Genomic DNA, 25,407 nt, shown 5'->3' with positions numbered 1-25,407 from the left:
AGAAAGCAGGATGAGTACCCGAAATATCCACGTTAACACCGCGTTGTACACGCTTCTTGTTGCCGGGAAGAAAAAAACACCGGGGAAGAGTGGGACGTCCTGGAATTCAGCAGCCTGACTGAGCTGAAAAAATATCGCAAAAGCCACCCGGAAAAGATGGCCTTCAGCTATAGCTACGCGCTCAGCCGGGGTGTGGATACGCAGTTCCGCCATATCAACATTGCGGAAGCCGATCACCTCAAACAGTTCCTGCGTCAGATTAAGCGTGCCGGCCTCGATATCCGGGCGATCTGCTGACTGGATGTTATGAATAATCCTCCTGATTGTTGCAATCTTGTTAATGGTGACCGGGAGGGATGATATTAAGCGGAAAAAATTTTTATTAAATTTATTCTTTCATAAAGGAGTAGCTGTTATGCGATCAGCTTCCCGTTTTGGTCGGTATAATTTCATCCGCCGTGAACGTCCTTTAACGGATGATGAATTAATGCAGTTCGTGCCTTCGGTATTTTCCGGTGATAAACATGAGTCCCGGAGTGAACGTTATACGTATATTCCAACAATCAATATCATCAATAAGTTACGTGATGAAGGTTTCCAGCCATTCTTTGCCTGTCAGAGTCGGGTTCGTGATTTGGGACGTCGCGAATACAGTAAACATATGTTACGTCTTCGCAGGGAAGGGCATATTAACGGGCAGGAAGTTCCTGAAATTATCCTGCTTAATTCACATGATGGTTCATCCAGTTATCAGATGATCCCCGGAATTTTTCGTTTTGTCTGCACAAATGGCCTGGTGTGCGGAAATAATTTTGGCGAAATCCGCGTTCCACATAAAGGTGATATTGTCGGGCAGGTTATCGAGGGAGCGTATGAAGTACTCCGTATCTTTGATAAGGTCACTGATAATATGGAGGCGATGAAAGAAATTCATCTTAACAGTGACGAGCAACATTTATTTGGCAGAGCTGCACTGATGGTCAGGTATGAAGATGAAAATAAAACGCCAGTGACGCCTGAACAGATAATTACTCCCCGTCGTTGGGAGGATAAACAGAACGATCTCTGGACAACCTGGCAGCGGGTTCAGGAGAATATGATAAAAGGTGGATTATCGGGGCGAAGTGCCTCCGGGAAAAATACCAGGACAAGAGCCATTACAGGTATTGATGGTGATATAAGAATCAACAAGGCGTTATGGATGATTGCCGAACAGTTCAGAAAGTGGAAGTCATGATAATATAAGTAAAGCCCCGAAAAATTTTCGGGGCTTTACTTATATTATCATTCTTCGGCATCGCTGTGTCGTCTGATATACCTCAATTTCATCAACTGGCTTTCCGGTTGTCTGTAAATATTGTGCCCGCGAAAAATGGTCTGGCAGGAGGCTGCGCAGTTACCGGGTATATATAAGATGGGTTCCCGCTTCGCGGGGCTTCAGCCAGTCAGTATTGTCACTCATATGATATTTTTGTGTGTGGCCTTCCATGCCGCTTTTGTGGCATAACCGGTATCTGACAATGTTTGTAAGATTAATTGTTCTGCACGCTGTTAATTTCCGGAAGTGATTTCTTCGTGGCCGGAATCCGGATACCTTTACTGCTTTTTATCCCGGTATAAATCCGGTAAACATCTGATGCGTAGGCAAGACGTCTCTGGTTCTGGCGTTCGGTCTTCCTGAATCCGGCATTGTATGCACCAACGGCCTCCCAGGAGACGCCCCATTTTTTAAAGGCTATTGCCAGATAATAAGCACCGGTATAAATGTTCATGCAGGGATCTGTTGTCAGATGTTCCGGCTTAATTCCATAGCGGGCCAGTTCGTTAAAATGCTGGGAATCTACCTGCATCAGTCCGCTGCCATATCCCGTTACCGGATTAATACCGATGGCATTAACCCGGTAACGGGATTCTTTCCATGATATTGCTCTCAGTAAATCAGGATCTATTTTGTAATCCCGGCCTGCAAGATCAAAGCAATCAGTGGCATGGCAGATCTCATTTATAAACATCAGGCAGATGGCTAACATCCATTTTTTCATTTTTCCACCTCTGGTGACTTTATCCGTAAATAATTTAACCCACTCCACAAAAAGGCTCAACAGGTTGGTGGTTCTCACCACCAAAAGCACCACACCCCACGCAAAAACAAGTTTTTGCTGATTTGTGTTTTAAATCATGTAATTAATGAATTGTATTTATATTATATAATTTTGAATTATATTGCAGAGATTCGTGATAGATTCGATAGTGAATCTATCACGAATTGTCAATGATTCAGTAATGACTATTTTTTTTGAAAACATCTATTTACTTGGCGCGTGAATCTATATTAGATTCGTCATTTGATGATTGCTGATTCGTATAGTGAATCGTGATTTTAGTATGATGAATCTAATGGCGATTCGTCATAAGGTGCAGAATAGAGAGCACGAAAATATATTGTTTGTTTAGGAAGGTGAATAAGGTGTGTTATGGCCAAAATTCAGGTTTATGTTAATGACCATGTGTCTGAAAAAATAAATGCTATTGCTGTGCAAAGGCGAGCAGAGGGAGCAAAAGAGAAAGATGTTAGTTATTCAAGCATTGCCTCTATGTTGCTTGAGTTAGGATTGCGAGTTTATGAAGCGCAGATGGAACGAAAAGAATCAGCGTTTAATCAGGCAGAGTTTAATAAACTTCTTCTTGAGTGTGTTGTAAAAACGCAGTCAACGGTGGCAAAGATTTTAGGTATTGAGTCTCTTAGCCCTCATGTTTCCGGAAAACCGAAGTTTGAATATGCCAATATGGTTGAAGATATCAGAGAGAAGGTGTCGGTTGAGATGGAAAGGTTCTTTCCAAAAAATGATGATGAATAAAGTGAAATAAATTTTGACTTTGTTCAAATATCATGGTTTTTTATGGTATCAAACTGATGACAATAATCAGAATAATTAGTATATTGATTATGTGGTTAATGCCACGTTAAAAATTGAAACTGAAAATCGCCGATGCAGGGAGCAGCCACTCCCTGCATCGACTGTCCATAGAATCCTTAGAGGAGGTTCCTATGTGTGCGATGGATCGTAGAGAAAGAGCACTCATCAGTCAATTGCATTTCCCTCATAGTCTTGGAGAGGCTATTTCGTTTTTAAAATATCCAGTATGTGTCCGCTTCGAGGATGGTTCTTTTATTCAGGAAAATAACCGCTTTGAAAAACTTATCAGATCGTCATTTAATTCATGTGATGAATGGTTTGATAGTTTAACGTTGGAATGTAAATTACAGTTATCCAGAGCAGAGATTGAATCATGCTCTTCAGTTTATGGTGTAAATTGTAATAATGACATATTACTTAATAATATGTTATGGAGTGTGATCATAGAAAGTGTTATCACACCATGCGGCTATTTCTTTATCTGGAGATTTATTTGGGTAGCAAATGATAATCTGTCATCGTTTGTTGTGTCTAAATACACCAATGAATTAATTGTACTATCTGATGAATATGTAGGCATTGAGCCATATCTGATAGGGTTTAGCCATCATTATTCATCAGCAAAGATGAACATCACTGTGTCTAAATCAAAGAAGAAAACCATGAAATTATTTAAACGACATGGATTTAGTTCTAGAGATCTCTGGTTGGATGAAATGATTAGAACAGAAAAGATACTTCCTTTATATGCTAAAGTAAAAGAAATATTGGGAAGATAGGCTGTTAACTTATTGTTACTTTGCGGGAACCATTGGTTCCCGTTTTTGTTAATATAATTTACTCTATTTTTGTTTTCATTAAAGATGATTTATATGATTATATTTTATTATCTCAAGTAATTATGCGGAGGAAACGTGAGCAGAGGGAGAACCAGAGCCGCACCGGGTAACAAAGTCTTATTAATACTGGATGAGACAACTAATCAGAAACTTTTAGCAGCTAGAGATCGTAGCGGAAGAACAAAAACTAATGAGGTGTTCATTAGACTAAAAGATCATCTCAATCGTTTTCCAGACTTTTATAATGCATCTTTAGTAAAGGAGGAAGCTGAAAGCATAGACGATATATAAAGAGTTTTATTTTTCACTATCAATATTAAACAGAGGAATCATATGGACGCCGTTTTAAGTGTTCAGGGTGTTTCTGCGCCCGTCAAAAAGAAGTCGTTTTTTTCTAAATTCACTCGTCTGAATATGCTTCGCCTGGCTCGCGCTGTGATCCCGGCTGCTGTTCTGATGATGTTCTTCCCGCAGCTGGCGATGGCCGCCGGCAGCAGTGGTCAGGACCTGATGGCAAGTGGTAACACCACGGTTAAGGCGACCTTCGGTAAGGACTCCAGTGTTGTTAAATGGGTTGTTCTGGCTGAAGTTCTGGTCGGTGCGGTCATGTACATGATGACCAAAAACGTCAAGTTCCTGGCCGGTTTTGCCATCATCTCTGTATTTATTGCTGTGGGTATGGCCGTCGTTGGCCTCTGACAGGAAATAAAACGATGTCGGGAGACGAGAATAAACTTAAGAAATATCGTTTCCCGGAAACACTGACCAACCAGAGCCGCTGGTTTGGCCTGCCACTGGATGAACTGATCCCCGCAGCAATCTGTATTGGCTGGGGTATCACAACATCGAAATATCTGTTCGGTATTGGTGCAGCGGTTCTGGTTTATTTCGGGATTAAAAAACTGAAAAAAGGGCGGGGCAGTTCCTGGTTACGTGACCTGATTTACTGGTATATGCCAACAGCCCTGCTGCGCGGTATTTTTCATAATGTTCCCGATTCGTGTTTCCGGCAGTGGATTAAATAGAACTGATACCAGGATTGTTATATGGAACACGGTGCCCGTTTAAGTACCAGTCGTGTAATGGCCATCGCCTTTATATTTATGTCAGTGCTTATTGTTCTCAGCCTCTCTGTTAACGTCATTCAGGGGGTGAATAACTACCGTCTTCAGAATGAGCAACGCACTGCCGTGACGCCAATGGCATTTAATGCCCCCTTTGCCGTGTCACAGAACAGTGCCGACGCCTCTTATTTACAGCAGATGGCGCTGTCATTTATTGCCCTCCGTCTGAATGTTTCATCAGAAACCGCCGATGCCTCACATCAGGCGCTTCTGCAATATATCCGCCCGGGCGCACAGAACCAGATGAAAGTTATTCTGGCTGAAGAAGCGAAGCGTATTAAAAACGATAACGTGAACTCAGCCTTTTTCCAGACCAGTGTTCGTGTCTGGCCTCAGTATGGCCGTGTGGAAATTCGTGGTGTGCTTAAAACCTGGATTGGTGATTCAAAACCTTTCACTGATATCAAACATTACATCCTTATTCTGAAGCGGGAAAACGGGGTGACCTGGCTGGATAATTTCGGGGAAACAGACGATGAGAAAAAATAATACAGCAATAATATTAGGCGGCCTGTTTTTTTCCTGCAGCGTGATGGCCGGAGTCGGTACGCTGGCCCCCACCGTGGTGCCAATGGTGAACGGTGGCCAGGCCAGTATTGCCATCAGCAATACCAGCCCGAATCTGTTTACCGTTCCCGGTGACCGGATTATCGCCGTGAACAGTCTGGATGGTGCCCTGACCAATAATGAGCAGACCGCCTCCGGCGGTGTGGTGGTGGCCACCGTCAACAAAAAGCCCTTTACGTTCATTCTGGAAACAGAACGTGGTCTGAATCTTTCCATTCAGGCCGTTCCCCGTGAAGGCGCGGGGCGTACCATTCAGCTGGTCAGTGACCTGCGCGGAACCGGAGAAGAAGCCGGTGCGTGGGAAACGTCCACGCCTTACGAATCCCTGCTTGTGACCATCAGCCAGGCCGTCCGTGGCGGAAAATTACCCGCAGGCTGGTATCAGGTCCCAGTGACAAAGGAAACCCTGCAGGCCCCGGCGGGGCTGTCTTCAGTGGCAGATGCCGTATGGACGGGGAATCACCTGAAGATGGTCCGCTTTGCCGTGGAAAATAAAACGCTGTCTGCCCTGAATATCCGGGAAAGTGACTTCTGGCAGCCGGGAACCCGTGCCGTGATGTTCAGCCAGCCTGCCAGCCAGTTACTGGCAGGTGCGCGCATGGATGTGTATGTCATCCGTGACGGGGAGGGCAACTGATGGCCAGTATCAATACCATTGTGAAACGCAAGCAGTACCTGTGGCTGGGGATTGTGGTTGTCGGTACAGCCTCCGCGATTGGTGGGGCACTGTATCTGTCTGATGTGGACATGTCCGGTAACGGTGAAACCGTGGCTGAACAGGAGCCTGTGCCGGATATGACCGGTGTGGTGGATACGACCTTTGATGACAAGGTGCGTCAGCATGCCACCACCGAGATGCAGGTGACGGCAGCGCAGATGCAGAAGCAGTATGAGGAAATCCGTCGTGAGCTGGATGTTCTGAACAAACAGCGCGGTGATGACCAGCGTCGTATTGAAAAGTTGGGACAGGACAATGCCGCCCTGGCAGAGCAGGTAAAAGCCCTGGGTGCTAATCCCGTCACGGCGACCGGTGAGCCTGTACCGCAGATGCCTGCCTCACCGCCCGGCCCGGAAGGCGAACCACAGCCAGGAAACACCCCCGTATCCTTCCCGCCGCAGGGCAGCGTTGCTGTTCCACCGCCGACGGCGTTTTATCCCGGGAATGGTGTCACGCCACCACCACAGGTGACGTACCAGTCTGTGCCGGTGCCTAACCGGATACAGCGTAAGGTGTTTACCCGTAATGAGGGAAAACAGGGACCATCACTGCCGTACATTCCGTCAGGAAGTTTTGCGAAAGCCATGCTGATTGAAGGGGCGGATGCCAATGCCTCTGTCACCGGTAATGAATCCACGGTGCCGATGCAGCTGCGTATCACCGGCCTGGTGGAAATGCCGAACAGCAAGACGTATGACGCAACGGGATGTTTTGTGGGTCTGGAAGCCTGGGGGGATGTGTCCAGTGAGCGTGCCATTGTACGCACCCGCAATATCAGTTGCCTGAAGGACGGCAAAACTATTGATATGCCGATTAAGGGGCATGTCAGCTTCCGGGGTAAAAACGGTATCAAGGGCGAAGTGGTGATGCGTAACGGCAAAATCCTCGGCTGGGCATGGGGCGCGGGATTTGTTGACGGTATCGGTCAGGGAATGGAGCGCGCCTCCCAGCCGGCTGTCGGGCTGGGTGCCACAGCCGCTTACGGGGCTGGTGATGTCCTGAAAATGGGTATCGGTGGCGGCGCATCGAAAGCCGCACAGACGCTCAGTGACTACTACATCAAACGTGCCGAACAGTATCACCCGGTGATACCGATTGGTGCGGGCAACGAAGTGACCGTGGTGTTCCAGGACGGCTTCCAACTGAAAACCGTGGAAGAGATGGCGCTGGAACGCACGCAGAGCAGAGCGGAAGAAGACAATCCGGAAAGTCCGGTTCCTGTTCCGCCATCGGCTGAAAGTCATCTTAACGGCTTTAATACTGACCAGATGCTGAAGCAGCTGGGCAACCTGAATCCGCAGCAGTTTATGTCCGGCAGCCAGGGAGGGGGCAACGATGGCAAATAATATGTCGTCCCGTCAGGCGTGCCATGCCGCCCGGTATGTTGTCGCCCGGGTTCTGCGAGGACTGTTCTGGTGTCTGAAGTACACCGTCATTCTGCCACTGGCCACAATGGCCCTGATGGCTCTGTTTGTTTTATGGAAGGACAACACCACGCCGGGGAAATTACTGGTTAAGGAGATTAACTTCGTAAGACAAACAGCACCTGCCGGACAGTTCCCGGTCAGTGAATGCTGGTTTTCTTCCTCTGATTCTTCAGGCAGATCAGAAATACAGGATATCTGCCATTACCGCGCGGCTGATGCTGCAGATTATGTCAGGGAGACTGACCGGTCACTGATGCAACTGGTCACCGCATTATGGGCAACACTGGCACTGATGTATGTCTCGCTGGCAGCGATCACCGGGAAATATCCGGTGCGACCCGGAAAAATGAAATGTATCCGGGTGGTAACCGCAGATGAACATCTGAAGGAAGTTTATACGGAAGACGCTTCCCTGCCGGGAAAAATCAGGAAATGCCCTGTTTATCTTCCTCATGACAGAACAAACAGAAACAACGGAGATAAAAATGAACATGCGTAATATTAATGTTATTACAGCCCTCTCTGTGCCGGGTAAAACCGTGTCAGATGATTTTATGCATGCTGTTCTCAGTAACTGCGCCACAAGAATCGTACTTCCTGCACCGGAGAAATTCGGTTCTGAGTCATTGCCGGACAATTTTAATATGACTGCTGTCGGTGTGATGAAGAATTCAGAAATATAAGGAACCCTTCGATGAATAAGCTGGTTTCTGATGGCAGCGTCAAAAAAATAAATTATCCGGTGCTGTATGAGTCCGGAATAACACCTCCGTTATGTGAAGTCAGTGCACCAGAACCTGATGCGGGTGGGAAACGCATTGTGGCATATGTTTATAAATCATCACGGAGTACGGTTTTTGAAAATCCTGACATTGTAAAAACCTGTACGGTCAGGGATTTGAAGAAGGATTTTGTGAACTGCGATGAGAAAGGTGAGGGACAATGAAACAGATTTCTTTCTTTATTCCTCTGCTGGGGACCTTATTACTTTCCGGCTGTGCCGGAACCAGTACGGAATTTGAGTGTAACGCCACCACATCCGATACCTGTATGACGATGGAGCAGGCCAATGAGAAGGCCAAAAAACTGGAGCAGTCCTCAGAAGCAAAGCCGGTTGCGGCATCACTGCCGCGCCTGGCTGAAGGGAACTTCCGGACAATGCCGGTGCAGACCGTCACCGCGACCACTCCGTCCGGCAGCAGACCTGCGGTGACAGCACATCCGGAGCAGAAACTGCTGGCACCTCGCCCGCTGTTTACCGCTGCCCGGGAAGTGAAAACGGTTGTTCCGGTCAGTTCAGTTACGCCGGTAACACCTCCTCGTCCGCTAAGAACGGGTGAGCAGACGGCAGCATTATGGATAGCGCCTTATATTGATAACCAGGATGTTTATCATCAGCCATCCAGCGTGTTTTTTGTTATTAAACCGTCTGCGTGGGGAAAACCACGTATTAATTAACTGGCCCTGAAGTTGTATATCAGCCGGCAATGCCGGCGGGCTTTCTGTATTCAAAATCTGCCTGTAAAACGAGTGCCCTGTGCGTGAAAAGGGATGGGCGGTAGCGTGTCAGAACATGTCGGGAGGAATATTCCGTGAGTGATGAAGCCGATGAAGCATATTCAGTGACAGAACAACTGACCATGACAGGAATAAACCGGATACGCCAGAAAATAAATGCTCATGGTATTCCTGTTTATCTCTGTGAAGCATGCGGAAATCCTATTCCGGAAGCCCGGCGGAAAATATTTCCCGGTGTGACGTTGTGCGTTGAATGTCAGGCGTATCAGGAAAGACAGAGAAAACATTATGCATAAGTCAGTCGCAGAACATAGTGATTTAATTCCGGATGAACATGAGTGGATATTCAGAAAACAGAAATCTTTGTATATGCGCCGGGAAATGGCGCGTTAATTACAGGTATTCCCTTCATGGCTACCGCATTTCTCGCTTTATTTTTCAACTAAGGAATTCATGTGAATAACCCACTTGAGGCCGTCACTCAGGCGGTTAACTCCCTCGTCACAGCACTGAAACTGCCTGACGAATCCGCAAAGGCCAATGAAGTTCTGGGCGAAATGAGCTTCCCGCAGTTCAGCCGTCTGCTGCCGTACCGTGATTACAACCAGGAATCCGGTCTGTTCATGAATGACACCACGATGGGCTTTATGCTGGAAGCCATCCCCATCAATGGGGCGAATGAGTCCATTGTGGAGGCCCTCGATCACATGCTGCGCACCAAACTGCCGCGCGGTATTCCGTTGTGTATCCATCTGATGTCCAGTCAGCTGGTTGGTGACAGGATTGAATACGGGCTGCGTGAGTTCTCCTGGTCAGGTGAACAGGCTGAACGGTTTAACGCCATTACCCGGGCCTATTATATGAAAGCGGCAGCGACACAGTTTCCGCTGCCGGAGGGGATGAATCTGCCCCTGACCCTGCGCCATTACCGGGTGTTTATCTCGTACTGTTCTCCTTCGAAGAAAAAAAGCCGGGCCGACATTCTGGAAATGGAAAACCTGGTGAAAATCATCCGGGCGTCGTTACAGGGGGCCAGTATCACCACACAGACGGTGGATGCACAGGCCTTTATCGATATTGTCGGGGAGATGATTAACCATAACCCGGACTCCCTGTACCCGAAAAGACGTCAGCTGGACCCGTATTCTGATCTGAATTATCAGTGTGTGGAGGACAGTTTTGATCTGAAAGTCCGGGCTGATTACCTGACGCTGGGCCTGCGTGAGAACGGCAGGAACAGCACGGCCCGCATCCTGAATTTCCATCTGGCCCGTAACCCGGAAATCGCCTTCCTGTGGAACGTGGCCGACAACTACAGCAACCTGCTGAACCCGGAACTGTCCATCTCCTGTCCGTTCATCCTGACGCTGATTCTGGTGGTGGAAGACCAGGTGAAAACCCACAGCGAAGCCAACCTGAAGTACATGGACCTGGAGAAAAAGTCGAAGACCTCCTATGCCAAATGGTTTCCGTCCGTGGAGAAAGAGGCGAAGGAGTGGGGGGAACTGCGTCAGCGGCTGGGCTCCGGTCAGTCCTCCGTGGTGTCCTACTTCCTCAACATCACAGCATTCTGCAAGGACAATAATGAAACGGCGCTGGAAGTGGAGCAGGACATCCTGAACAGCTTTCGTAAAAACGGTTTTGAGCTGATTTCACCGCGCTTTAACCACATGCGCAATTTCCTGACCTGCCTGCCCTTTATGGCCGGGAAAGGGCTGTTTAAACAGCTGAAAGAGGCCGGAGTGGTTCAGCGCGCAGAGAGCTTTAATGTTGCCAACCTGATGCCGTTAGTGGCGGATAACCCCCTGACACCGGCAGGTCTGCTGGCACCCACCTACCGTAACCAGCTGGCGTTTATCGATATTTTCTTCCGGGGGATGAATAACACCAACTACAACATGGCGGTCTGTGGCACCTCCGGGGCCGGTAAAACCGGGCTGATACAGCCACTTATCCGCAGCGTGCTGGACTCCGGAGGCTTTGCCGTGGTGTTCGACATGGGGGATGGATACAAGTCCCTGTGTGAGAACATGGGCGGGGTGTATCTGGACGGTGAAACCCTGCGTTTTAACCCGTTTGCGAACATCACCGATATTGACCAGTCAGCGGAGCGTGTCCGTGACCAGTTGTCAGTGATGGCCAGCCCCAACGGTAACCTGGATGAAGTGCATGAAGGTCTGCTGTTGCAGGCGGTCAGAGCCTCCTGGCTGGCCAAAGAGAACAGAGCACGTATTGATGACGTGGTGGATTTCCTGAAAAACGCCAGTGACAGCGAGCAGTATGCCGAGTCACCGACTATCCGCAGCCGTCTGGACGAAATGATTGTGCTGCTTGACCAGTACACTGCCAACGGCACTTACGGCCAGTATTTTAACTCTGATGAGCCGTCCCTGCGGGATGACGCAAAAATGGTGGTGCTGGAGCTGGGCGGACTGGAAGACCGTCCGTCACTGCTGGTTGCGGTGATGTTCTCCCTGATTATCTACATCGAGAACAGGATGTACCGCACGCCGCGTAACCTCAAGAAACTGAACGTTATTGATGAAGGCTGGCGTCTGCTGGACTTCAAAAATCACAAGGTCGGTGAATTTATTGAGAAAGGCTACCGTACGGCCCGCCGTCATACCGGTGCCTATATCACCATCACACAGAACATCGTCGACTTTGACTCTGATAAGGCCTCCAGTGCTGCCCGCGCGGCATGGGGTAACTCCTCCTACAAAATTATCCTCAAACAGAGTGCGAAGGAGTTCGCGAAATACAACCAACTGTATCCGGACCAGTTCCTGCCACTGCAGCGCGACATGATTGGTAAGTTTGGTGCGGCCAAAGACCAGTGGTTCAGTTCCTTCCTGCTGCAGGTGGAAAACCATTCCTCCTGGCACCGTCTGTTTGTGGACCCGTTAAGCCGCGCCATGTACAGCTCTGACGGCCCGGATTTTGAGTTTGTGCAGCAGAAGCGTAAAGAGGGGCTGAGTATTCATGAGGCAGTGTGGCAGCTGGCGTGGAAGAAGTCAGGGCCGGAAATGGCTTCGCTGGAAGCCTGGCTGGAAGAACATGAGAAATACAGGAGTGTGGCATGAGTTCAACGCAGAAACCCGCCGACGTCACGGCAGAACGACGCAGCCACTGGTGGTGGACGGTGCCGGGATGCCTGGCAATGGTGTTACTGAACGCAGCCGTCAGTTACGGCATTGTCAGACTGAACGCACCGGTGACTGTCGCCTTCAACATGAAACAGACCGTGGATGCGTTTTTTGACAGCGCCAGTCAGAAACAACTGTCAGAAGCGCAGTCAAAAGCCCTTTCAGCGCGTTTTAACACGGCACTGGAAGCCAGCCTGCAGGCGTGGCAGCAGAAACACCACGCGGTCATTCTGGTGTCGCCTGCTGTGGTACAGGGGGCACCGGATATCACCCGGGAAATCCAGCAGGATATTGCCCGGCGAATGAGGGCGGAACCATGAGATGCCGGGGGCTGATTGCCCTGCTGATATGGGGGCAGAGTGTGGCCGCCGCCGATCTTGGTACCTGGGGCGATCTGTGGCCGGTAAAGGAGCCGGACATGCTGACGGTGATCATGCAGCGCCTGACGGCACTGGAGCAGTCCGGTGAGATGGGCCGGAAAATGGATGCCTTTAAGGAGCGGGTAATCCGCAACAGTCTGCGGCCCCCTGCCGTGCCCGGTATCGGACGCACGGAGAAATACGGCAGCCGGTTGTTTGACCCGTCCGTCAGACTGGCTGCGGATATCCGGGATAACGAAGGGCGGGTGTTTGCCCGTCAGGGTGAAGTGATGAATCCGCTGCAGTATGTTCCTTTTAACCAGACGCTGTATTTCATCAATGGCGATGATCCGGCGCAGGTGGCCTGGATGAAACGCCAGACGCCGCCCACACTGGAGAGCAAAATTATCCTCGTGCAGGGCAGTATCCCGGAGATGCAGAAGTCTCTGGACAGCCGTGTTTACTTTGACCAGAACGGTGTGCTCTGCCAGCGCCTCGGCATTGATCAGGTCCCGGCACGGGTGAGCGCCGTTCCCGGCGATCGCTTCCTGAAGGTGGAATTTATTCCGGCAGAGGAGGGCAGAAAATGAAGCGAAGGCTGTGGCTGCTGATGTTATTCCTTTTCGCCGGTCATGTCCCTGCGGCGTCTGCGGATTCTGCCTGTGAGGGGCGTTTTGTAAACCCGATCACAGATATCTGCTGGAGCTGTATTTTCCCGCTCTCGCTGGGCAGTATCAAAGTCAGTCAGGGTAAGGTCCCCGACACGGCGAACCCGTCGATGCCCATTCAGATTTGTCCGGCACCGCCGCCGCTGTTCAGGCGTATCGGGCTGGCCATTGGTTACTGGGAGCCGATGGCGTTGACGGACGTCACCCGGTCACCGGGATGCATGGTGAACCTGGGCTTCAGCCTGCCGGCTTTTGGTAAAACGGCACAGGGAACGGCGAAAAAGGATGAGAAGCAGGTAAATGGGGCGTTCTATCACGTTCACTGGTACAAATACCCGCTGACGTACTGGCTGAACATCATCACATCGCTGGGCTGTCTGGAAGGTGGTGACCTGGATATCGCTTATCTTTCTGAAATCGACCCCACCTGGACGGACAGCAGCCTGACCACCATTCTCAATCCGGAAGCTGTCATCTTTGCCAATCCGATAGCACAGGGAGCCTGCGCAGCAGATGCGATTGCCAGCGCCTTTAATATGCCTCTCGATGTTCTGTTCTGGTGTGCCGGTTCGCAGGGAAGTATGTACCCGTTCAATGGCTGGGTGAGTAATGAGTCCAGTCCGTTGCAGTCCTCCCTGCTGGTCAGTGAACGCATGGCGTTCAAGCTGCACCGTCAGGGCATGATTATGGAAACCATCGGGAAAAATAACGCCGTCTGTAATGAATATCCGTCCCCAATCCTGCCCAAAGAACGCTGGCGTTACCAGATGGTGAATATGTATCCGGACAGCGGGCAGTGCCACCCGTTCGGGCGCAGCGTGACCCGCTGGGAAACCGGGAAAAATCCGCCCAACACAAAGAAAAACTTCGGCTACCTGATGTGGCGTAAACGTAACTGTGTCTTCCTGTGAGGTGAATGATGAAGCTGAGTATGAAATCTCTGGCAGCACTGCTGATGATGCTGAACGGGGCGGTTATGGCGTCAGAAAACGTGAACACTCCTGAAAACCGCCAGTTCCTGAAGCAGCAGGAAAATTTAAGCAGACAACTGCGTGAAAAACCTGACCATCAGCTGAAAGCCTGGGCGGAGAAACAGGTGCTGGAAAACCCCCTTCAGCGTTCAGATAACCATTTCCTGGATGAGCTGGTTCGTAAACAGCAGGCTTCGCAGGACGGGAAACCCCGGCAGGGTGCTCTGTATTTTGTGTCGTTTTCCATTCCCGAAGAGGGGCTGAAACGAATGCTGGGCGAAACCCGGCACTACGGTATTCCGGCCACACTGCGGGGCATGGTGAACAATGACCTGAAGACCACCGCTGAAGCTGTGTTGTCCCTGGTGAAAGACGGCGCGACTGATGGTGTTCAGATCGACCCGACGCTGTTTTCACAGTACGGCATTCGCACTGTACCGGCACTGGTGGTGTTCTGCAGTCAGGGATACGACATCATCCGGGGAAACCTGCGGGTCGGCCAGGCGCTGGAGAAAGTGGCCGCCACGGGTGACTGCCGGCAGGTGGCTCATGATTTACTGGCAGGGAAAGGAGATTCCGGGAAATGAAACGTATTTTACCTCTGATACTGGCTCTGGTTGCCGGCATGGCACAGGCTGACAGCAACAGTGATTACCGGGCCGGTTCTGATTTTGCTCACCAGATCAAAGGGCAGGGAAGCAGCAGTATTCAGGGCTTTAAGCCACAGGAGAGTATTCCCGGCTATAACGCGAATCCGGACGAGACAAAATATTACGGTGGCGTGACTGCCGGCGGGGATGGCGGCCTGAAAAATGACGGCACCACGGAATGGGCGACCGGTGAAACCGGAAAAACCATTACAGAGTCATTCATGAACAAGCCGAAAGACATTCTTTCACCGGATGCACCGTTTATCCAGACCGGCAGGGATGTGGTGAACCGGGCTGACAGCATTGTGGGAAACACCGGGCAGCAGTGCAGTGCGCAGGAGATTAGCAGGAGTGAATACACGAATTACACCTGTGAGCGGGATTTACAGGTGGAGCAGTACTGCACACGAACTGCCCGTATGGAGCTGCAGGGGAGTACCACATGGGAAACCCGGACGCTGGAGTATGAAATGAGTCAGCTACCTGCACGTGAAGTGAATGGTCAGTATGTTGTCTCCATTACCTCTCCCGTTACCGGTGAAATTGTCGATGCGCATTACAGCTGGAGTCGTACTTACTTGCAGAAGAGTGTACCTATGACAATTACAGTACTGGGAACCCCACTGAGCTGGAATGCCAAATACTCAGCAGATGCCTCATTTACACCAGTACAGAAAACACTGACTGCCGGTGTGGCTTTTACGTCATCTCACCCCGTCCGGGTCGGGAATACAAAATTCAAACGTCATACGGCAATGAAGCTGCGTCTGGTTGTCAGGGTAAAAAAAGCCTCGTACACCCCGTATGTTGTCTGGTCTGAAAGCTGCCCGTTCAGCAAGGAGCTGGGGAAACTGACAAAAACAGAATGTACGGAGGCTGGCGGGAACAGGACGCTGGTGAAAGACGGTCAGTCATACAGCATGTACCAGAGCTGCTGGGCATACCGGGACACGTATGTCACGCAGTCAGCAGACAAGGGAACCTGTCAGACCTACACCGACAATCCTGCCTGTACCCTGGTGTCACACCAGTGTGCCTTTTACTCCGAAGAAGGTGCCTGTCTGCATGAATATGCCACGTACTCCTGTGAGTCAAAAACATCCGGGAAAGTGATGGTCTGTGGGGGAGACGTATTCTGTCTCGATGGCGAATGCGATAAGGCTCAGAGCGGGCAGAGTAATGATTTTGCCGAAGCCGTTTCTCAGCTGGCGGCACTGGCCGCAGCAGGTAAGGATGTTGCGGCGCTGAACGGGGGGGATGTCCGTGCTTTCACCGGTCAGGCGAAATTTTGTAAGAAGGCTGCAGCCGGATACAGCAACTGCTGTAAGGACAGCGGCTGGGGACAGGATATCGGGCTGGCCAAATGCAGCAGTGATGAAAAGGCCCTGGCTAAAGCAAAATCAAACAAACTGACCGTCAGCGTCGGGGAGTTCTGTTCGAAGAAAGTGCTGGGTGTCTGTCTGGAGAAAAAACGCAGCTACTGTCAGTTTGATTCGAAGCTGGCGCAGATAGTCCAGCAGCAGGGGCGCAACGGTCAGTTGCGTATCAGTTTTGGTAGTGCGAAGCATCCTGACTGTCGGGGGATTACGGTTGATGAGCTGCAGAAAATTCAGTTCAACAGACTGGATTTCACTAACTTCTACGAAGACCTGATGAATAACCAGAAAATCCCGGACAGTGGCGTTCTGACGCAGAAAGTGAAAGAGCAGATTGCTGACCAGCTGAAACAGGCAGGACAGTAAGGTATGGGAAATAACCGGGGGAAATGATGAAAGTCATATTCACGTCGAACCGTTTTATTGATTTTCTTATCCGGCTTTTGATTACAGCGATTGTCATTTCTCCGGTAATTATCTGGTTGTGGGATACGGTAAAAGAAACCACGGCAGACGGGATGCTTGCCGCTGCTTTCGTTATCCTTTACTCCGGTGTGCTCCTGTTTATTCTGTATTTTTGTTTTTCTGCCCTGACTGACCTGCAGAAATCTGATGAAAGAAAAAGTGATGAAAGGAATGAAGATGAATAAAGCATTACTGCCACTGTTACTCTGCTGCTTTATTTTTCCGGCGTCAGGAAAAGATGCAGGCTGGCAGTGGTATAACGAGAAAATAAATCCGAAGGAAAAAGAAAATAAACCTGTACCTGCAGCCCCCCGTCAGGAACCGGATATTATGCAGAAACTGGCCGCACTGCAGACGGCAACAAAGCGGGCGCTGTACGAAGCCATTCTGTATCCCGGCGTGGATAATTTTGTGAAATATTTCCGGCTGCAAAATTACTGGACTCAGCAGGCCGGGCTTTTCACCATGAGCGCCAGAAAGGCCATGCTGGCACATCCTGAACTGGACTATAACCTGCAGTACAGCCATTACAACGGCACGGTACGGAACCAGCTGGCAGCAGACCAGGCGCAGCAGCGACAGGCCATTGCGAAACTGGCTGAACACTACGGCATCATGTTTTTTTACCGGGGGCAGGACCCCATCGACGGGCAACTGGCGCAGGTCATTAATGGCTTCCGGGATACGTATGGTCTGAGTGTTATTCCCGTTTCCGTGGATGGCGTGATTAATCCGCTGTTGCCGGATTCCCGGACTGACCAGGGGCAGGCGCAGCGCCTCGGCGTGAAATATTTCCCGGCCATGATGCTGGTTGACCCGAAACAGGGCAGTGTTCGCCCGTTATCATACGGCTTTATTTCGCAGGACGACCTGGCAAAACAGTTCCTGAACGTTTCTGAAGATTTTAAACCCAATTTTTAATCGCGGATTTGATTTATGAGTGAAGATTATTTGAAAATGTTTACAGGTGTTGTTCTGTTAATATTTGTCATTATTGCCGGTTATTTCTTTTCTGAGCGTAATGACAGGAAAATGTTTCTCCTGAGCTCACTGGTTTTCCTTGTTATTAATATCGCGTGTTTATATGTGCTTACCGCCAGTCTCTGGTTTCTGTGTGGTGCAATTATGAGTCAGGGCGCAGCACTGGTTGTTTCAATAGTTGCGGCCGCATTACCGGACGTTACGAGCTTCGACAGGTTCAGAAGAATATTTATCTGTATTGTGTTGTCATCGGTATGGTCCGGAGTGATGTGGTTTTTTATAAGGGGGCTTATGACAGGCTAAGTCATATAAAACGGTCATAAAAACCATACAAAATAATGAGGTTGATTACTGAAGACCATATGATAAACCATACCGCAATCCAGTGGCTTCTGAATAGCTCACAAAAATAAATATAGATAATTGAAAATAACCATAATACAACGATGCCTGCTGCGATACTTAATAAACTTATTACAAGATAGTCAGGGAAGGCATTGACCGGTAATGAATGTGATGCTGCATATATCAGCGCAATAATTGCCGCATTTCCCAGTAACGACTCTCTTATTATGTTTCTGATTATTTCCAGTTTTTCTTTAAAAGATCGCTTTTCCATTTGTACCTCTGATTAATATCACACAAACGCGAATATTACAGACATGAATACTCTCATGTAAATAATAACCGGAGTTTAACATGATAAGTAAACGCAGATTCTCTTTACCCCGGCTTGATATTACGGGAATGTGGGTATTTTCCCTGGGTGTCTGGTTTCATATCGTCGCCCGTCTTGTTTACAGCAAACCCTGGATGGCTTTTTTTCTGGCGGAGCTGATTGCGGCCATTCTCGTACTGTTCGGCGCATACCAGGTGCTGGATGCATGGATTGCCCGTGTCAGCCGGGAAGAGCGTGAGGCACTGGAAGCCAGGCAACAGGCCATGATGGAAGGGCAGCAGGAGGGCGGACATGTCTCTCACTAAATCACTGCTGTTCACCCTGTTGCTGAGCGCCGCTGCTGTGCAGGCCTCCACCCGGGATGAAATAGAGCGACTCTGGAATCCGCAGGGTATGGCTACGCAGACTGCACAACCGGCAGCAGGCACGTCAGCCAGGACAGCAAAGCCGGCTCCCCGCTGGTTCCGCCTCAGTAATGGCAGGCAGGTTAACCTGGCCGACTGGAAGGTGGTGCTGTTTATGCAGGGGCATTGCCCTTACTGTCACCAGTTTGACCCGGTACTGAAACAGCTGGCACAGCAGTACGGCTTTTCCGTTTTTTCCTACACCCTGGATGGTCAGGGGGATACGGCCTTTCCTGAAGCATTACCGGTGCCACCGGAGGTGATGCAGACCTTCTTCCCGAATATCCCGGTGGCCACACCGACCACCTTCCTGGTCAACGTCAACACGCTTGAGGCATTACCGCTTTTACAGGGGGCAACGGATGCCGCCGGTTTTATGGCGCGGGTGGATACCGTTTTGCAGATGTACGGAGGAAAAAAAGGTGCGAAATAAGCAGGTGGTGTTACTCATTGCCGGAATATCCGGCATCGTGACGGGAATAATCGTCAGCCTGAATATCCCCTTTATCCGTCAGGGGCTTTTTTATCCCGCCAGCCCTGTAGAAATTGTCGTTTCGCTGAGTCTTACCTTTTCTGTTTCTGTTGTGTTTTTTGTGGGGGCAATTGTGGGATGGATTTCGGTGTCTGAAATATATTACAGCCGCAGGACTGGTCTGAATGAATTATCGGAAATATCAGAGGGAACTTATAATGAGAGAAAATAAAAATAATCCTGAACTCAAAATCAGAAGTACAGAACGAGATTATAAATACATTTCCAGAATTACTGACAGGTATGCTGGATTGCCTCTGGTATTCCTGACTGCCGGAATTGTTTTATGGACAGCTATGAATATTATTTTTGATGCCTGTATTGATTCGTGGAAAATGGACCAGGAATTAAATAATTCGATTTATATGTGGAATATCCTGATATATGTCATTCCGTATGCGTTATATGCGCTTGCAGTCGGGTTTCTTGTTACATTTTTTCTGTTCCCAATGTACGAATTAATATACGGAAATATCGGGATATTCCTGTTGAAACGCCGTATGCGCCGGGAGAACACATTAAGGGAGGGCAGCAATAATGCTTCGCATTAAGCCTCTTTTTATTCTTTGTGCCGCCTTACTGACGGTGACGCCTGCAGCGTCAGCGGATGTGAACAGCGACATGAATCAGTTCTTTAACAAGCTGGGCTTCGCCTCCAATACCACACAGCCGGGCGTCTGGCAGGGGCAGGCTGCCGGCTATGCTTACGGCGGCTCCCTGTATGCCCGTACTCAGGTCAAAAATGTTCAGCTGATTTCCATGACGCTGCCGGATATCAATGCCGGATGTGGCGGCATCGACGCTTATCTCGGTTCGTTCAGTTTTATTAATGGTGAGCAGCTGCAGCGTTTTGTTAAGCAGATTATGAGTAATGCTGCCGGTTACTTTTTTGACCTTGCCCTGCAGACAACGGTGCCGGAAATCAAAACCGCAAAAGACTTCCTGCAGAAAATGGCAAGCGACATTAACAGCATGAACCTCAGTTCCTGCCAGGCGGCGCAGGGGATTATCGGCGGGCTTTTCCCCCGGACGCAGGTGTCCCAGCAAAAAGTCTGTCAGGACATTGCCGGTGAGAGCAATATTTTTGCTGACTGGGCGGCTTCCCGGCAGGGATGTACCGTTGGCGGTAAATCTGACAGCGTCAGGGATAAAGCCAGCGACAAGGATAAGGAGCGGGTGACCAAAAACATTAACATCATGTGGAATGCGCTTTCCAAAAACAGAATGTTTGACGGCAACAAAGAGCTGAAAGAGTTTGTGATGACGCTGACCGGCTCACTGGTGTTTGGTCCTAACGGCGAAATCACACCCTTGTCAGCCAGAACCACTGACCGCTCAATTATCCGGGCCATGATGGAAGGCGGCACAGCAAAAATTTATCACTGCAACGATTCTGATAAATGCCTGAAAGTGGTGGCAGACACACCGGTGACCATCAGCCGGGATAATGCACTGAAGTCTCAGATTACTAAACTTCTGGCCAGCATTCAGAACAAGGCTGTCAGTGACACGCCTCTGGATGACAAGGAAAAAGGCTTTATTTCCAGTACCACCATCCCCGTCTTCAAATACCTGGTTGACCCGCAGATGCTCGGTGTTTCCAACAGTATGATTTACCAGCTGACGGACTATATCGGTTACGACATCCTGCTGCAGTACATTCAGGAGCTGATACAGCAGGCCCGGGCGATGGTGGCCACGGGAAATTATGACGAAGCGGTTATCGGGCATATTAACGACAACATGAATGATGCCACCCGGCAGATTGCGGCGTTTCAGTCACAGGTGCAGGTACAGCAGGATGCGCTGCTGGTTGTCGATCGTCAGATGAGCTACATGCGTCAGCAGCTTTCCGCCCGCATGCTCAGTCGTTACCAGAACAACTATCACTTCGGAGGGAGCACGCTGTGAATGAAGTTTATGTGATTGCCGGTGGTGAGTGGTTGCGGAATAACCTGAACGCCATTGCCGCCTTTATGGGAACCTGGACGTGGGATTCCATTGAAAAAATTGCGCTCACATTGTCTGTTCTCGCGGTGGCCGTAATGTGGGTACAGCGGCACAACGTGATGGATTTGCTGGGCTGGGTGGCCGTGTTTGTGCTTATCAGCCTGCTGGTTAATGTCCGCACATCGGTGCAGATTATTGATAACAGTGACCTGGTCAAAGTTCACCGGGTGGATAATGTGCCGGTCGGACTGGCGATGCCACTTTCACTGACGACCCGTATCGGGCATGCAATGGTGGCCAGTTACGAGATGATCTTCACGCAACCGGACAGCGTCACCTACAGCAAAACGGGGATGCTGTTCGGGGCGAATCTGATTGTGAAAAGCACCGATTTCCTGTCCCGGAATCCGGAAATCATCAATCTGTTCCAGGACTACGTCCAGAACTGCGTGCTGGGTGATATTTACCTGAATCATAAATACACGCTGGAAGACCTGATGGCCTCCGCTGACCCCTACACGCTGATTTTTTCCCGCCCCAGCCCGCTACGGGGCGTTTATGACAACAATAATAATTTCATAACTTGTAAGGATGCGTCGGTCACGCTGAAAGACAGGCTGAATCTCGATACAAAGACGGGAGGCAAGACCTGGCATTATTATGTGCAGCAGATATTTGGCGGCAGACCGGACCCGGACCTGTTATTCAGACAACTGGTCAGTGACAGTTACAGTTATTTCTACGGCTCCAGTCAGTCTGCCAGCCAGATTATGCGCCAGAACGTCACCATGAATGCCCTGAAAGAGGGTATCACCAGTAATGCAGCCCGTAACGGTGACACCGCCAGCCTGGTAAGTCTGGCCACCACGTCATCGATGGAGAAACAACGTCTGGCACATGTCTCCATTGGTCATGTAACTATGCGAAACCTGCCGATGGTCCAGACTATCCTGACGGGGATTGCCATTGGTATATTCCCGCTCCTGATACTGGCGGCTGTCTTTAACAAGCTGACATTGTCTGTATTAAAGGGGTATGTGTTTGCCCTGATGTGGCTGCAGACCTGGCCGTTGTTGTATGCCATTCTGAACAGTGCCATGACATTCTATGCGAAACAGAATGGTGCGCCGGTCGTGTTGTCTGAACTCTCTCAGATACAGCTGAAATACTCTGACCTGGCCTCCACTGCCGGGTATCTTTCAGCCATGATCCCCCCGTTGTCATGGATGATGGTAAAAGGCCTTGGCGCAGGTTTTTCCAGCGTGTACAGCCACTTCGCCTCTTCATCTATCAGTCCAACGGCCAGTGCAGCAGGCAGTGTGGTTGACGGTAATTACTCCTACGGCAACATGCAGACGGAAAACGTGAACGGCTTCAGCTGGAGCACCAACAGCACCACGTCGTTTGGTCAGATGATGTACCAGACCGGCAGTGGCGCAACCGCCACACAGACCCGTGACGGTAATATGGTGATGGATGCAAGCGGAGCGATGTCCCGGTTACCGGTCGGTATCAATGCAACGCGTCAGATTGCAGCGGCACAACAGGAAATGGCCCGGGAGGCGTCGAACAGAGCCGAAAGTGCCCTGCATGGTTTCAGCAGCAGTATTGCCAGTGCCTGGAACACACTCAGTCAGTTTGGCTCTAACCGGGGGAGCAGTGACTCTGTCACTGGTGGTGCTGACAGCACGATGAGTGCTCAGGACTCCATGATGGCCAGCCGTATGCGCAGTGCAGTGGAAAGCTATGCGAAGGCGCATAATATCAGTAATGAGCAGGCGACGAGAGAACTGGCCTCGAGAAGTACAAATGCGTCGCTTGGCCTTTACGGTGATGCTTATGCTAAAGGGCATTTAGGCATAAGTGTATTGGGTAACGGTGGAGGGGTTGGTCTCCAGGCCGGAGCTAAGGCAAGCATTGATGGCAGTGATCTTGACTCACATGAAGCCAGTAGTGGTTCACGGGCCAGCCATGATGCTCGTCATGATATCGATGCCAGAGCTACACAAGACTTTAAAGAAGCCAGCGATTACTTTACCAGCCGCAAAGTCAGTGAATCCGGCAGCCATACTGACAATAATGCTGATTCCCGTGTGGATCAGTTGTCTGCAGCCCTGAATTCAGCGAAACAGAGTTACGACCAGTACACGACGAATATGACCCGCAGCCATGAATATGCTGAAATGGCATCCCGTACTGAGAGTATGAGTGGGCAGATGAGTGAAGATCTGTCGCAACAGTTTGCACAGTATGTGATGAAAAACGCACCGCAGGATGTTGAAGCTATTCTGACAAATACCAGTTCGCCGGAGATTGCAGAACGCCGTCGGGCTATGGCGTGGTCTTTTGTGCAGGAACAGGTACAGCCTGGTGTTGATAACACCTGGCGTGAATCCCGTAGAGATATAGGTAAAGGAATGGAGAGCGTACCTTCGGGTGGTGGCAGCCAGGTTATTATTGCTGATCATCAGGGACATCAGGCCATTATTGAGCAAAGAACGCAGGACAGTAATATCCGTAATGATGTAAAACATCAGGTTGATAATATGGTCACAGAATATCGAGGTAATATCGGAGATACTCAGAACAGCATCCGAGGCGAGGAAAATATTGTAAAAGGGCAGTATTCTGAACTACAAAATCATCATAAAACAGAAGCATTAACTCAGAATAATAAATATAATGAAGAAAAGCTGGCTCAGGAAAGAATACCTGGTGCTGATAGTCCGAAAGAGCTTTTAGAGAAAGCAAAGAGTTACCAGCATAAAAAATAATCATAACATGTTGGGTAGGGTATGGAGAGACCATGATTACACAACAAATTATCAGTAGTGAGTTGGAAGTTTTAAAGAAACATATTGACTCAGGAGATATTAGAATTCCGTCACTATGGCAGGGATTAAAACCCGGGCTTATCATCATGGGGTGGATGATTTTTTGTCCCTTGCTAATGTCATTTCTAATAACACAAAAGACAAGTGAAACACTCACTGCTGTGTTAGCCGGAGGATGGCTTGGACTTATTATTCTGTTTATTGTGGCAAGGATTAGAATGTTATATTTCTCTCTGCCGGAAGAATTCCTAAAGACATCATCCGTAATGAGGGTTATATCATCAAAACTTAAAGTGTATTTCATTGTGTATATGGGGGTTATATTTTTATGGTCTTTTTTAGGTGGAGGGATTATATACGGTTTTGGCGCAATTTTAGTGACGGTTATTATGGCGTTCTTGATTCAATTAGATATCGGTAGATATCAATTTGTTGGTGTTATTGATGCAATCAATAGTTACGTCAAAAACAAGAAGTTATCAAGAGTAAAATAAAAGATATTAGAGAGTAAATATATGATGAAAACAAAAAAACTAATGATGGTTGCACTGGTCAGTTCCACTCTGGCCCTTTCAGGGTGTGGTGCGATGAGCACAGCAATCAAGAAGCGTAACCTTGAGGTGAAGACTCAGATGAGTGAGACCATCTGGCTTGAACCCGCCAGCGAACGCACGGTATTTCTGCAGATCAAAAACACGTCTGATAAAGACATGAGTGGGCTGCAGGGCAAAATTGCTGATGCTGTGAAAGCAAAAGGGTATCAGGTGGTGACTTCTCCGGATAAAGCCTACTACTGGATTCAGGCGAATGTGCTGAAGGCCGATAAGATGGATCTGCGGGAGTCTCAGGGATGGCTGAACCGTGGTTATGAAGGCGCAGCAGTTGGTGCAGCGTTAGGTGCCGGTATCACCGGATATAATTCCAATTCTGCCGGTGCCACACTCGGTGTGGGCCTTGCTGCTGGTCTGGTGGGTATGGCTGCAGATGCGATGGTGGAAGATGTGAACTATACCATGATCACGGATGTGCAGATTGCAGAGCGTTCTAAGACAACGGTGACAACGGATAATGTTGCCGCCCTGCGTCAGGGCACATCAGGTGCGAAAATTCAGACCAGTACTGAAACAGGTAACCAGCATAAATACCAGACCCGTGTGGTCTCAAATGCGAACAAGGTTAACCTGAAATTTGAAGAGGCGAAGCCTGTTCTCGAAGACCAGCTGGCCAAATCAATCGCAAATATTCTCTGATTATCTTCAGGAGGCTGGTCTGACCGGCCTC

33 protein-coding genes and 1 pseudogene are annotated in these 25,407 nt (G+C 49.4%); 32 read left to right on the top strand and 2 right to left on the bottom strand.

The window, feature by feature from the left end:
- Positions 1-10 precede the first annotated feature (10 nt).
- Both BGE37_RS21875 and BGE37_RS21870 read left to right on the top strand, forming a co-directional pair.
- Positions 11-297: pseudogene (locus BGE37_RS21875) on the top strand (hypothetical protein).
- A gap of 118 nt (positions 298-415) precedes the next feature.
- A complete protein-coding gene (locus BGE37_RS21870; protein WP_137466816.1) occupies positions 416-1,237 on the top strand; it encodes a DUF932 domain-containing protein in 822 nt (273 codons plus the stop codon).
- A 295-nt stretch (positions 1,238-1,532) separates the two neighbouring features.
- Here the strand turns inward: BGE37_RS21870 and BGE37_RS21865 are convergent, their stop codons facing one another.
- On the bottom strand, positions 1,533-2,135 hold the full coding sequence (locus BGE37_RS21865) for a transglycosylase SLT domain-containing protein (RefSeq protein WP_000243701.1): 603 nt from the start codon (positions 2,133-2,135) through the stop codon (positions 1,533-1,535).
- A 339-nt stretch (positions 2,136-2,474) separates the two neighbouring features.
- On the opposite strand from BGE37_RS21865, the gene traM reads away from it, so the two are divergent.
- The 22 genes from traM to trbA all read left to right on the top strand — a co-directional run bounded on the left by traM (position 2,475) and on the right by trbA (position 18,030).
- Positions 2,475-2,858 (top strand): conjugal transfer relaxosome DNA-binding protein TraM, encoded by a 384-nt coding sequence (traM, locus tag BGE37_RS21860; RefSeq protein WP_001063020.1) that lies wholly within the window; start codon positions 2,475-2,477, stop codon positions 2,856-2,858.
- Positions 2,859-3,049: 191 nt separating this feature from the next.
- A complete protein-coding gene (gene traJ, locus BGE37_RS21855; RefSeq protein ID WP_000332520.1) occupies positions 3,050-3,697 on the top strand; it encodes a conjugal transfer transcriptional regulator TraJ in 648 nt (215 codons plus the stop codon).
- A 135-nt stretch (positions 3,698-3,832) separates the two neighbouring features.
- Positions 3,833-4,048 carry a conjugal transfer relaxosome protein TraY gene (gene traY / locus BGE37_RS21850; RefSeq protein WP_001352842.1) on the top strand — a complete coding sequence of 72 codons (216 nt, stop codon included), beginning with the start codon at positions 3,833-3,835 and terminating at the stop codon, positions 4,046-4,048.
- Between the two features lie 42 nt (positions 4,049-4,090).
- The gene (gene traA, locus BGE37_RS21845) at positions 4,091-4,456 is read left to right on the top strand and encodes a type IV conjugative transfer system pilin TraA (RefSeq protein ID WP_000340282.1); all 366 of its coding nucleotides are present in this window, start codon (positions 4,091-4,093) and stop codon (positions 4,454-4,456) included.
- 14 nt (positions 4,457-4,470) lie between these two features.
- The gene (gene traL / locus BGE37_RS21840) at positions 4,471-4,782 is read left to right on the top strand and encodes a type IV conjugative transfer system protein TraL (RefSeq protein ID WP_000012106.1); all 312 of its coding nucleotides are present in this window, start codon (positions 4,471-4,473) and stop codon (positions 4,780-4,782) included.
- Between the two features lie 21 nt (positions 4,783-4,803).
- Entirely contained in the window at positions 4,804-5,370 is a 567-nt protein-coding gene (gene traE, locus BGE37_RS21835; RefSeq protein WP_000399790.1) for a type IV conjugative transfer system protein TraE, read from the top strand.
- Positions 5,357-6,085 carry a type-F conjugative transfer system secretin TraK gene (gene traK, locus BGE37_RS21830; RefSeq protein WP_001230813.1) on the top strand — a complete coding sequence of 243 codons (729 nt, stop codon included), beginning with the start codon at positions 5,357-5,359 and terminating at the stop codon, positions 6,083-6,085. The genes traE and traK overlap by 14 nt, the downstream gene beginning before the upstream one ends.
- Positions 6,085-7,512, top strand: a complete 1,428-nt coding sequence (traB, locus tag BGE37_RS21825; protein WP_000146685.1) for an F-type conjugal transfer pilus assembly protein TraB — start codon at positions 6,085-6,087, stop codon at positions 7,510-7,512. Before traK ends, traB begins: the two co-directional genes overlap by 1 nt.
- Positions 7,502-8,092, top strand: a complete 591-nt coding sequence (gene traP, locus BGE37_RS21820; RefSeq protein ID WP_000002788.1) for a conjugal transfer pilus-stabilizing protein TraP — start codon at positions 7,502-7,504, stop codon at positions 8,090-8,092. The genes traB and traP overlap by 11 nt, the downstream gene beginning before the upstream one ends.
- Positions 8,079-8,276, top strand: a complete 198-nt coding sequence (locus BGE37_RS21815) for a conjugal transfer protein TrbD (RefSeq protein WP_001324648.1) — start codon at positions 8,079-8,081, stop codon at positions 8,274-8,276. The genes traP and BGE37_RS21815 overlap by 14 nt, the downstream gene beginning before the upstream one ends.
- An 11-nt stretch (positions 8,277-8,287) precedes the next feature.
- Positions 8,288-8,539 carry a conjugal transfer protein TrbG gene (gene trbG / locus BGE37_RS21810; protein ID WP_001038342.1) on the top strand — a complete coding sequence of 84 codons (252 nt, stop codon included), beginning with the start codon at positions 8,288-8,290 and terminating at the stop codon, positions 8,537-8,539.
- Positions 8,536-9,051, top strand: coding sequence for a type IV conjugative transfer system lipoprotein TraV (gene traV / locus BGE37_RS21805; RefSeq protein WP_000809838.1), 516 nt, complete (start codon positions 8,536-8,538; stop codon positions 9,049-9,051). Before trbG ends, traV begins: the two co-directional genes overlap by 4 nt.
- Positions 9,052-9,185: 134 nt before the next feature.
- Positions 9,186-9,407: a conjugal transfer protein TraR gene (gene traR, locus BGE37_RS21800; protein WP_001278689.1), complete on the top strand. Its 222-nt coding sequence runs from the start codon at positions 9,186-9,188 to the stop codon at positions 9,405-9,407.
- Between the two features lie 159 nt (positions 9,408-9,566).
- A complete protein-coding gene (gene traC, locus BGE37_RS21795; RefSeq protein ID WP_105288435.1) occupies positions 9,567-12,194 on the top strand; it encodes a type IV secretion system protein TraC in 2,628 nt (875 codons plus the stop codon).
- A complete protein-coding gene (gene trbI / locus BGE37_RS21790; protein ID WP_000099690.1) occupies positions 12,191-12,577 on the top strand; it encodes a type-F conjugative transfer system protein TrbI in 387 nt (128 codons plus the stop codon). The genes traC and trbI overlap by 4 nt, the downstream gene beginning before the upstream one ends.
- Complete coding sequence (traW, locus tag BGE37_RS21785; protein ID WP_001203720.1) at positions 12,574-13,206, top strand: type-F conjugative transfer system protein TraW; 633 nt, start codon at positions 12,574-12,576, stop codon at positions 13,204-13,206. The genes trbI and traW overlap by 4 nt, the downstream gene beginning before the upstream one ends.
- A complete protein-coding gene (traU, locus tag BGE37_RS21780; RefSeq protein WP_000830183.1) occupies positions 13,203-14,195 on the top strand; it encodes a conjugal transfer pilus assembly protein TraU in 993 nt (330 codons plus the stop codon). Before traW ends, traU begins: the two co-directional genes overlap by 4 nt.
- Positions 14,196-14,203: 8 nt before the next feature.
- Positions 14,204-14,842, top strand: coding sequence for a type-F conjugative transfer system pilin assembly protein TrbC (gene trbC / locus BGE37_RS21775; protein WP_000777695.1), 639 nt, complete (start codon positions 14,204-14,206; stop codon positions 14,840-14,842).
- Positions 14,839-16,647 carry a type-F conjugative transfer system mating-pair stabilization protein TraN gene (traN, locus tag BGE37_RS21770; RefSeq protein WP_000821838.1) on the top strand — a complete coding sequence of 603 codons (1,809 nt, stop codon included), beginning with the start codon at positions 14,839-14,841 and terminating at the stop codon, positions 16,645-16,647. Before trbC ends, traN begins: the two co-directional genes overlap by 4 nt.
- A 26-nt stretch (positions 16,648-16,673) precedes the next feature.
- On the top strand, positions 16,674-16,931 hold the full coding sequence (locus tag BGE37_RS21765; RefSeq protein ID WP_063115180.1) for a conjugal transfer protein TrbE: 258 nt from the start codon (positions 16,674-16,676) through the stop codon (positions 16,929-16,931).
- The gene (traF, locus tag BGE37_RS21760) at positions 16,924-17,667 is read left to right on the top strand and encodes a type-F conjugative transfer system pilin assembly protein TraF (RefSeq protein ID WP_001030378.1); all 744 of its coding nucleotides are present in this window, start codon (positions 16,924-16,926) and stop codon (positions 17,665-17,667) included. Before BGE37_RS21765 ends, traF begins: the two co-directional genes overlap by 8 nt.
- A gap of 15 nt (positions 17,668-17,682) precedes the next feature.
- Complete coding sequence (trbA, locus tag BGE37_RS21755; RefSeq protein ID WP_001287910.1) at positions 17,683-18,030, top strand: conjugal transfer protein TrbA; 348 nt, start codon at positions 17,683-17,685, stop codon at positions 18,028-18,030.
- A 1-nt stretch (position 18,031) separates the two neighbouring features.
- Here the strand turns inward: trbA and BGE37_RS21750 are convergent, their stop codons facing one another.
- Positions 18,032-18,346 (bottom strand): protein ArtA, encoded by a 315-nt coding sequence (locus BGE37_RS21750; protein ID WP_000415566.1) that lies wholly within the window; start codon positions 18,344-18,346, stop codon positions 18,032-18,034.
- Positions 18,347-18,426: 80 nt separating this feature from the next.
- Between BGE37_RS21750 and traQ the strand changes: the two genes are divergently transcribed.
- Genes traQ through traT form a run of 8 tightly spaced genes read left to right on the top strand, consistent with a single transcriptional unit; the run spans position 18,427 to position 25,376 of the window.
- Entirely contained in the window at positions 18,427-18,711 is a 285-nt protein-coding gene (gene traQ / locus BGE37_RS21745; protein WP_000624109.1) for a type-F conjugative transfer system pilin chaperone TraQ, read from the top strand.
- Entirely contained in the window at positions 18,698-19,243 is a 546-nt protein-coding gene (gene trbB, locus BGE37_RS21740; RefSeq protein ID WP_063115183.1) for a type-F conjugative transfer system pilin assembly thiol-disulfide isomerase TrbB, read from the top strand. Before traQ ends, trbB begins: the two co-directional genes overlap by 14 nt.
- Positions 19,173-19,514 carry a P-type conjugative transfer protein TrbJ gene (gene trbJ, locus BGE37_RS21735; protein ID WP_097409446.1) on the top strand — a complete coding sequence of 114 codons (342 nt, stop codon included), beginning with the start codon at positions 19,173-19,175 and terminating at the stop codon, positions 19,512-19,514. The genes trbB and trbJ overlap by 71 nt, the downstream gene beginning before the upstream one ends.
- On the top strand, positions 19,501-19,893 hold the full coding sequence (trbF, locus tag BGE37_RS21730) for an F-type conjugal transfer protein TrbF (protein ID WP_024248460.1): 393 nt from the start codon (positions 19,501-19,503) through the stop codon (positions 19,891-19,893). Before trbJ ends, trbF begins: the two co-directional genes overlap by 14 nt.
- The gene (traH, locus tag BGE37_RS21725) at positions 19,880-21,253 is read left to right on the top strand and encodes a conjugal transfer pilus assembly protein TraH (protein WP_000944319.1); all 1,374 of its coding nucleotides are present in this window, start codon (positions 19,880-19,882) and stop codon (positions 21,251-21,253) included. The genes trbF and traH overlap by 14 nt, the downstream gene beginning before the upstream one ends.
- Positions 21,250-24,066: a conjugal transfer mating-pair stabilization protein TraG gene (gene traG, locus BGE37_RS21720; RefSeq protein WP_097409445.1), complete on the top strand. Its 2,817-nt coding sequence runs from the start codon at positions 21,250-21,252 to the stop codon at positions 24,064-24,066. Before traH ends, traG begins: the two co-directional genes overlap by 4 nt.
- A gap of 32 nt (positions 24,067-24,098) precedes the next feature.
- A complete protein-coding gene (gene traS, locus BGE37_RS21715) occupies positions 24,099-24,620 on the top strand; it encodes a conjugal transfer entry exclusion protein TraS (RefSeq protein WP_000632670.1) in 522 nt (173 codons plus the stop codon).
- Between the two features lie 24 nt (positions 24,621-24,644).
- Positions 24,645-25,376, top strand: coding sequence for a conjugal transfer complement resistance protein TraT (gene traT / locus BGE37_RS21710; RefSeq protein WP_097486084.1), 732 nt, complete (start codon positions 24,645-24,647; stop codon positions 25,374-25,376).
- Positions 25,377-25,407: the final 31 nt, after the last annotated feature.

Source organism: Escherichia sp. MOD1-EC6300, assembly GCF_002965045.1.
In the GTDB taxonomy this organism is placed as follows: Bacteria; Pseudomonadota; Gammaproteobacteria; order Enterobacterales; family Enterobacteriaceae; genus Escherichia; species Escherichia coli_F.
Note: the sequence above shows the minus strand (reverse complement) of the source record. Positions and strands in the feature narration are given on the sequence as shown.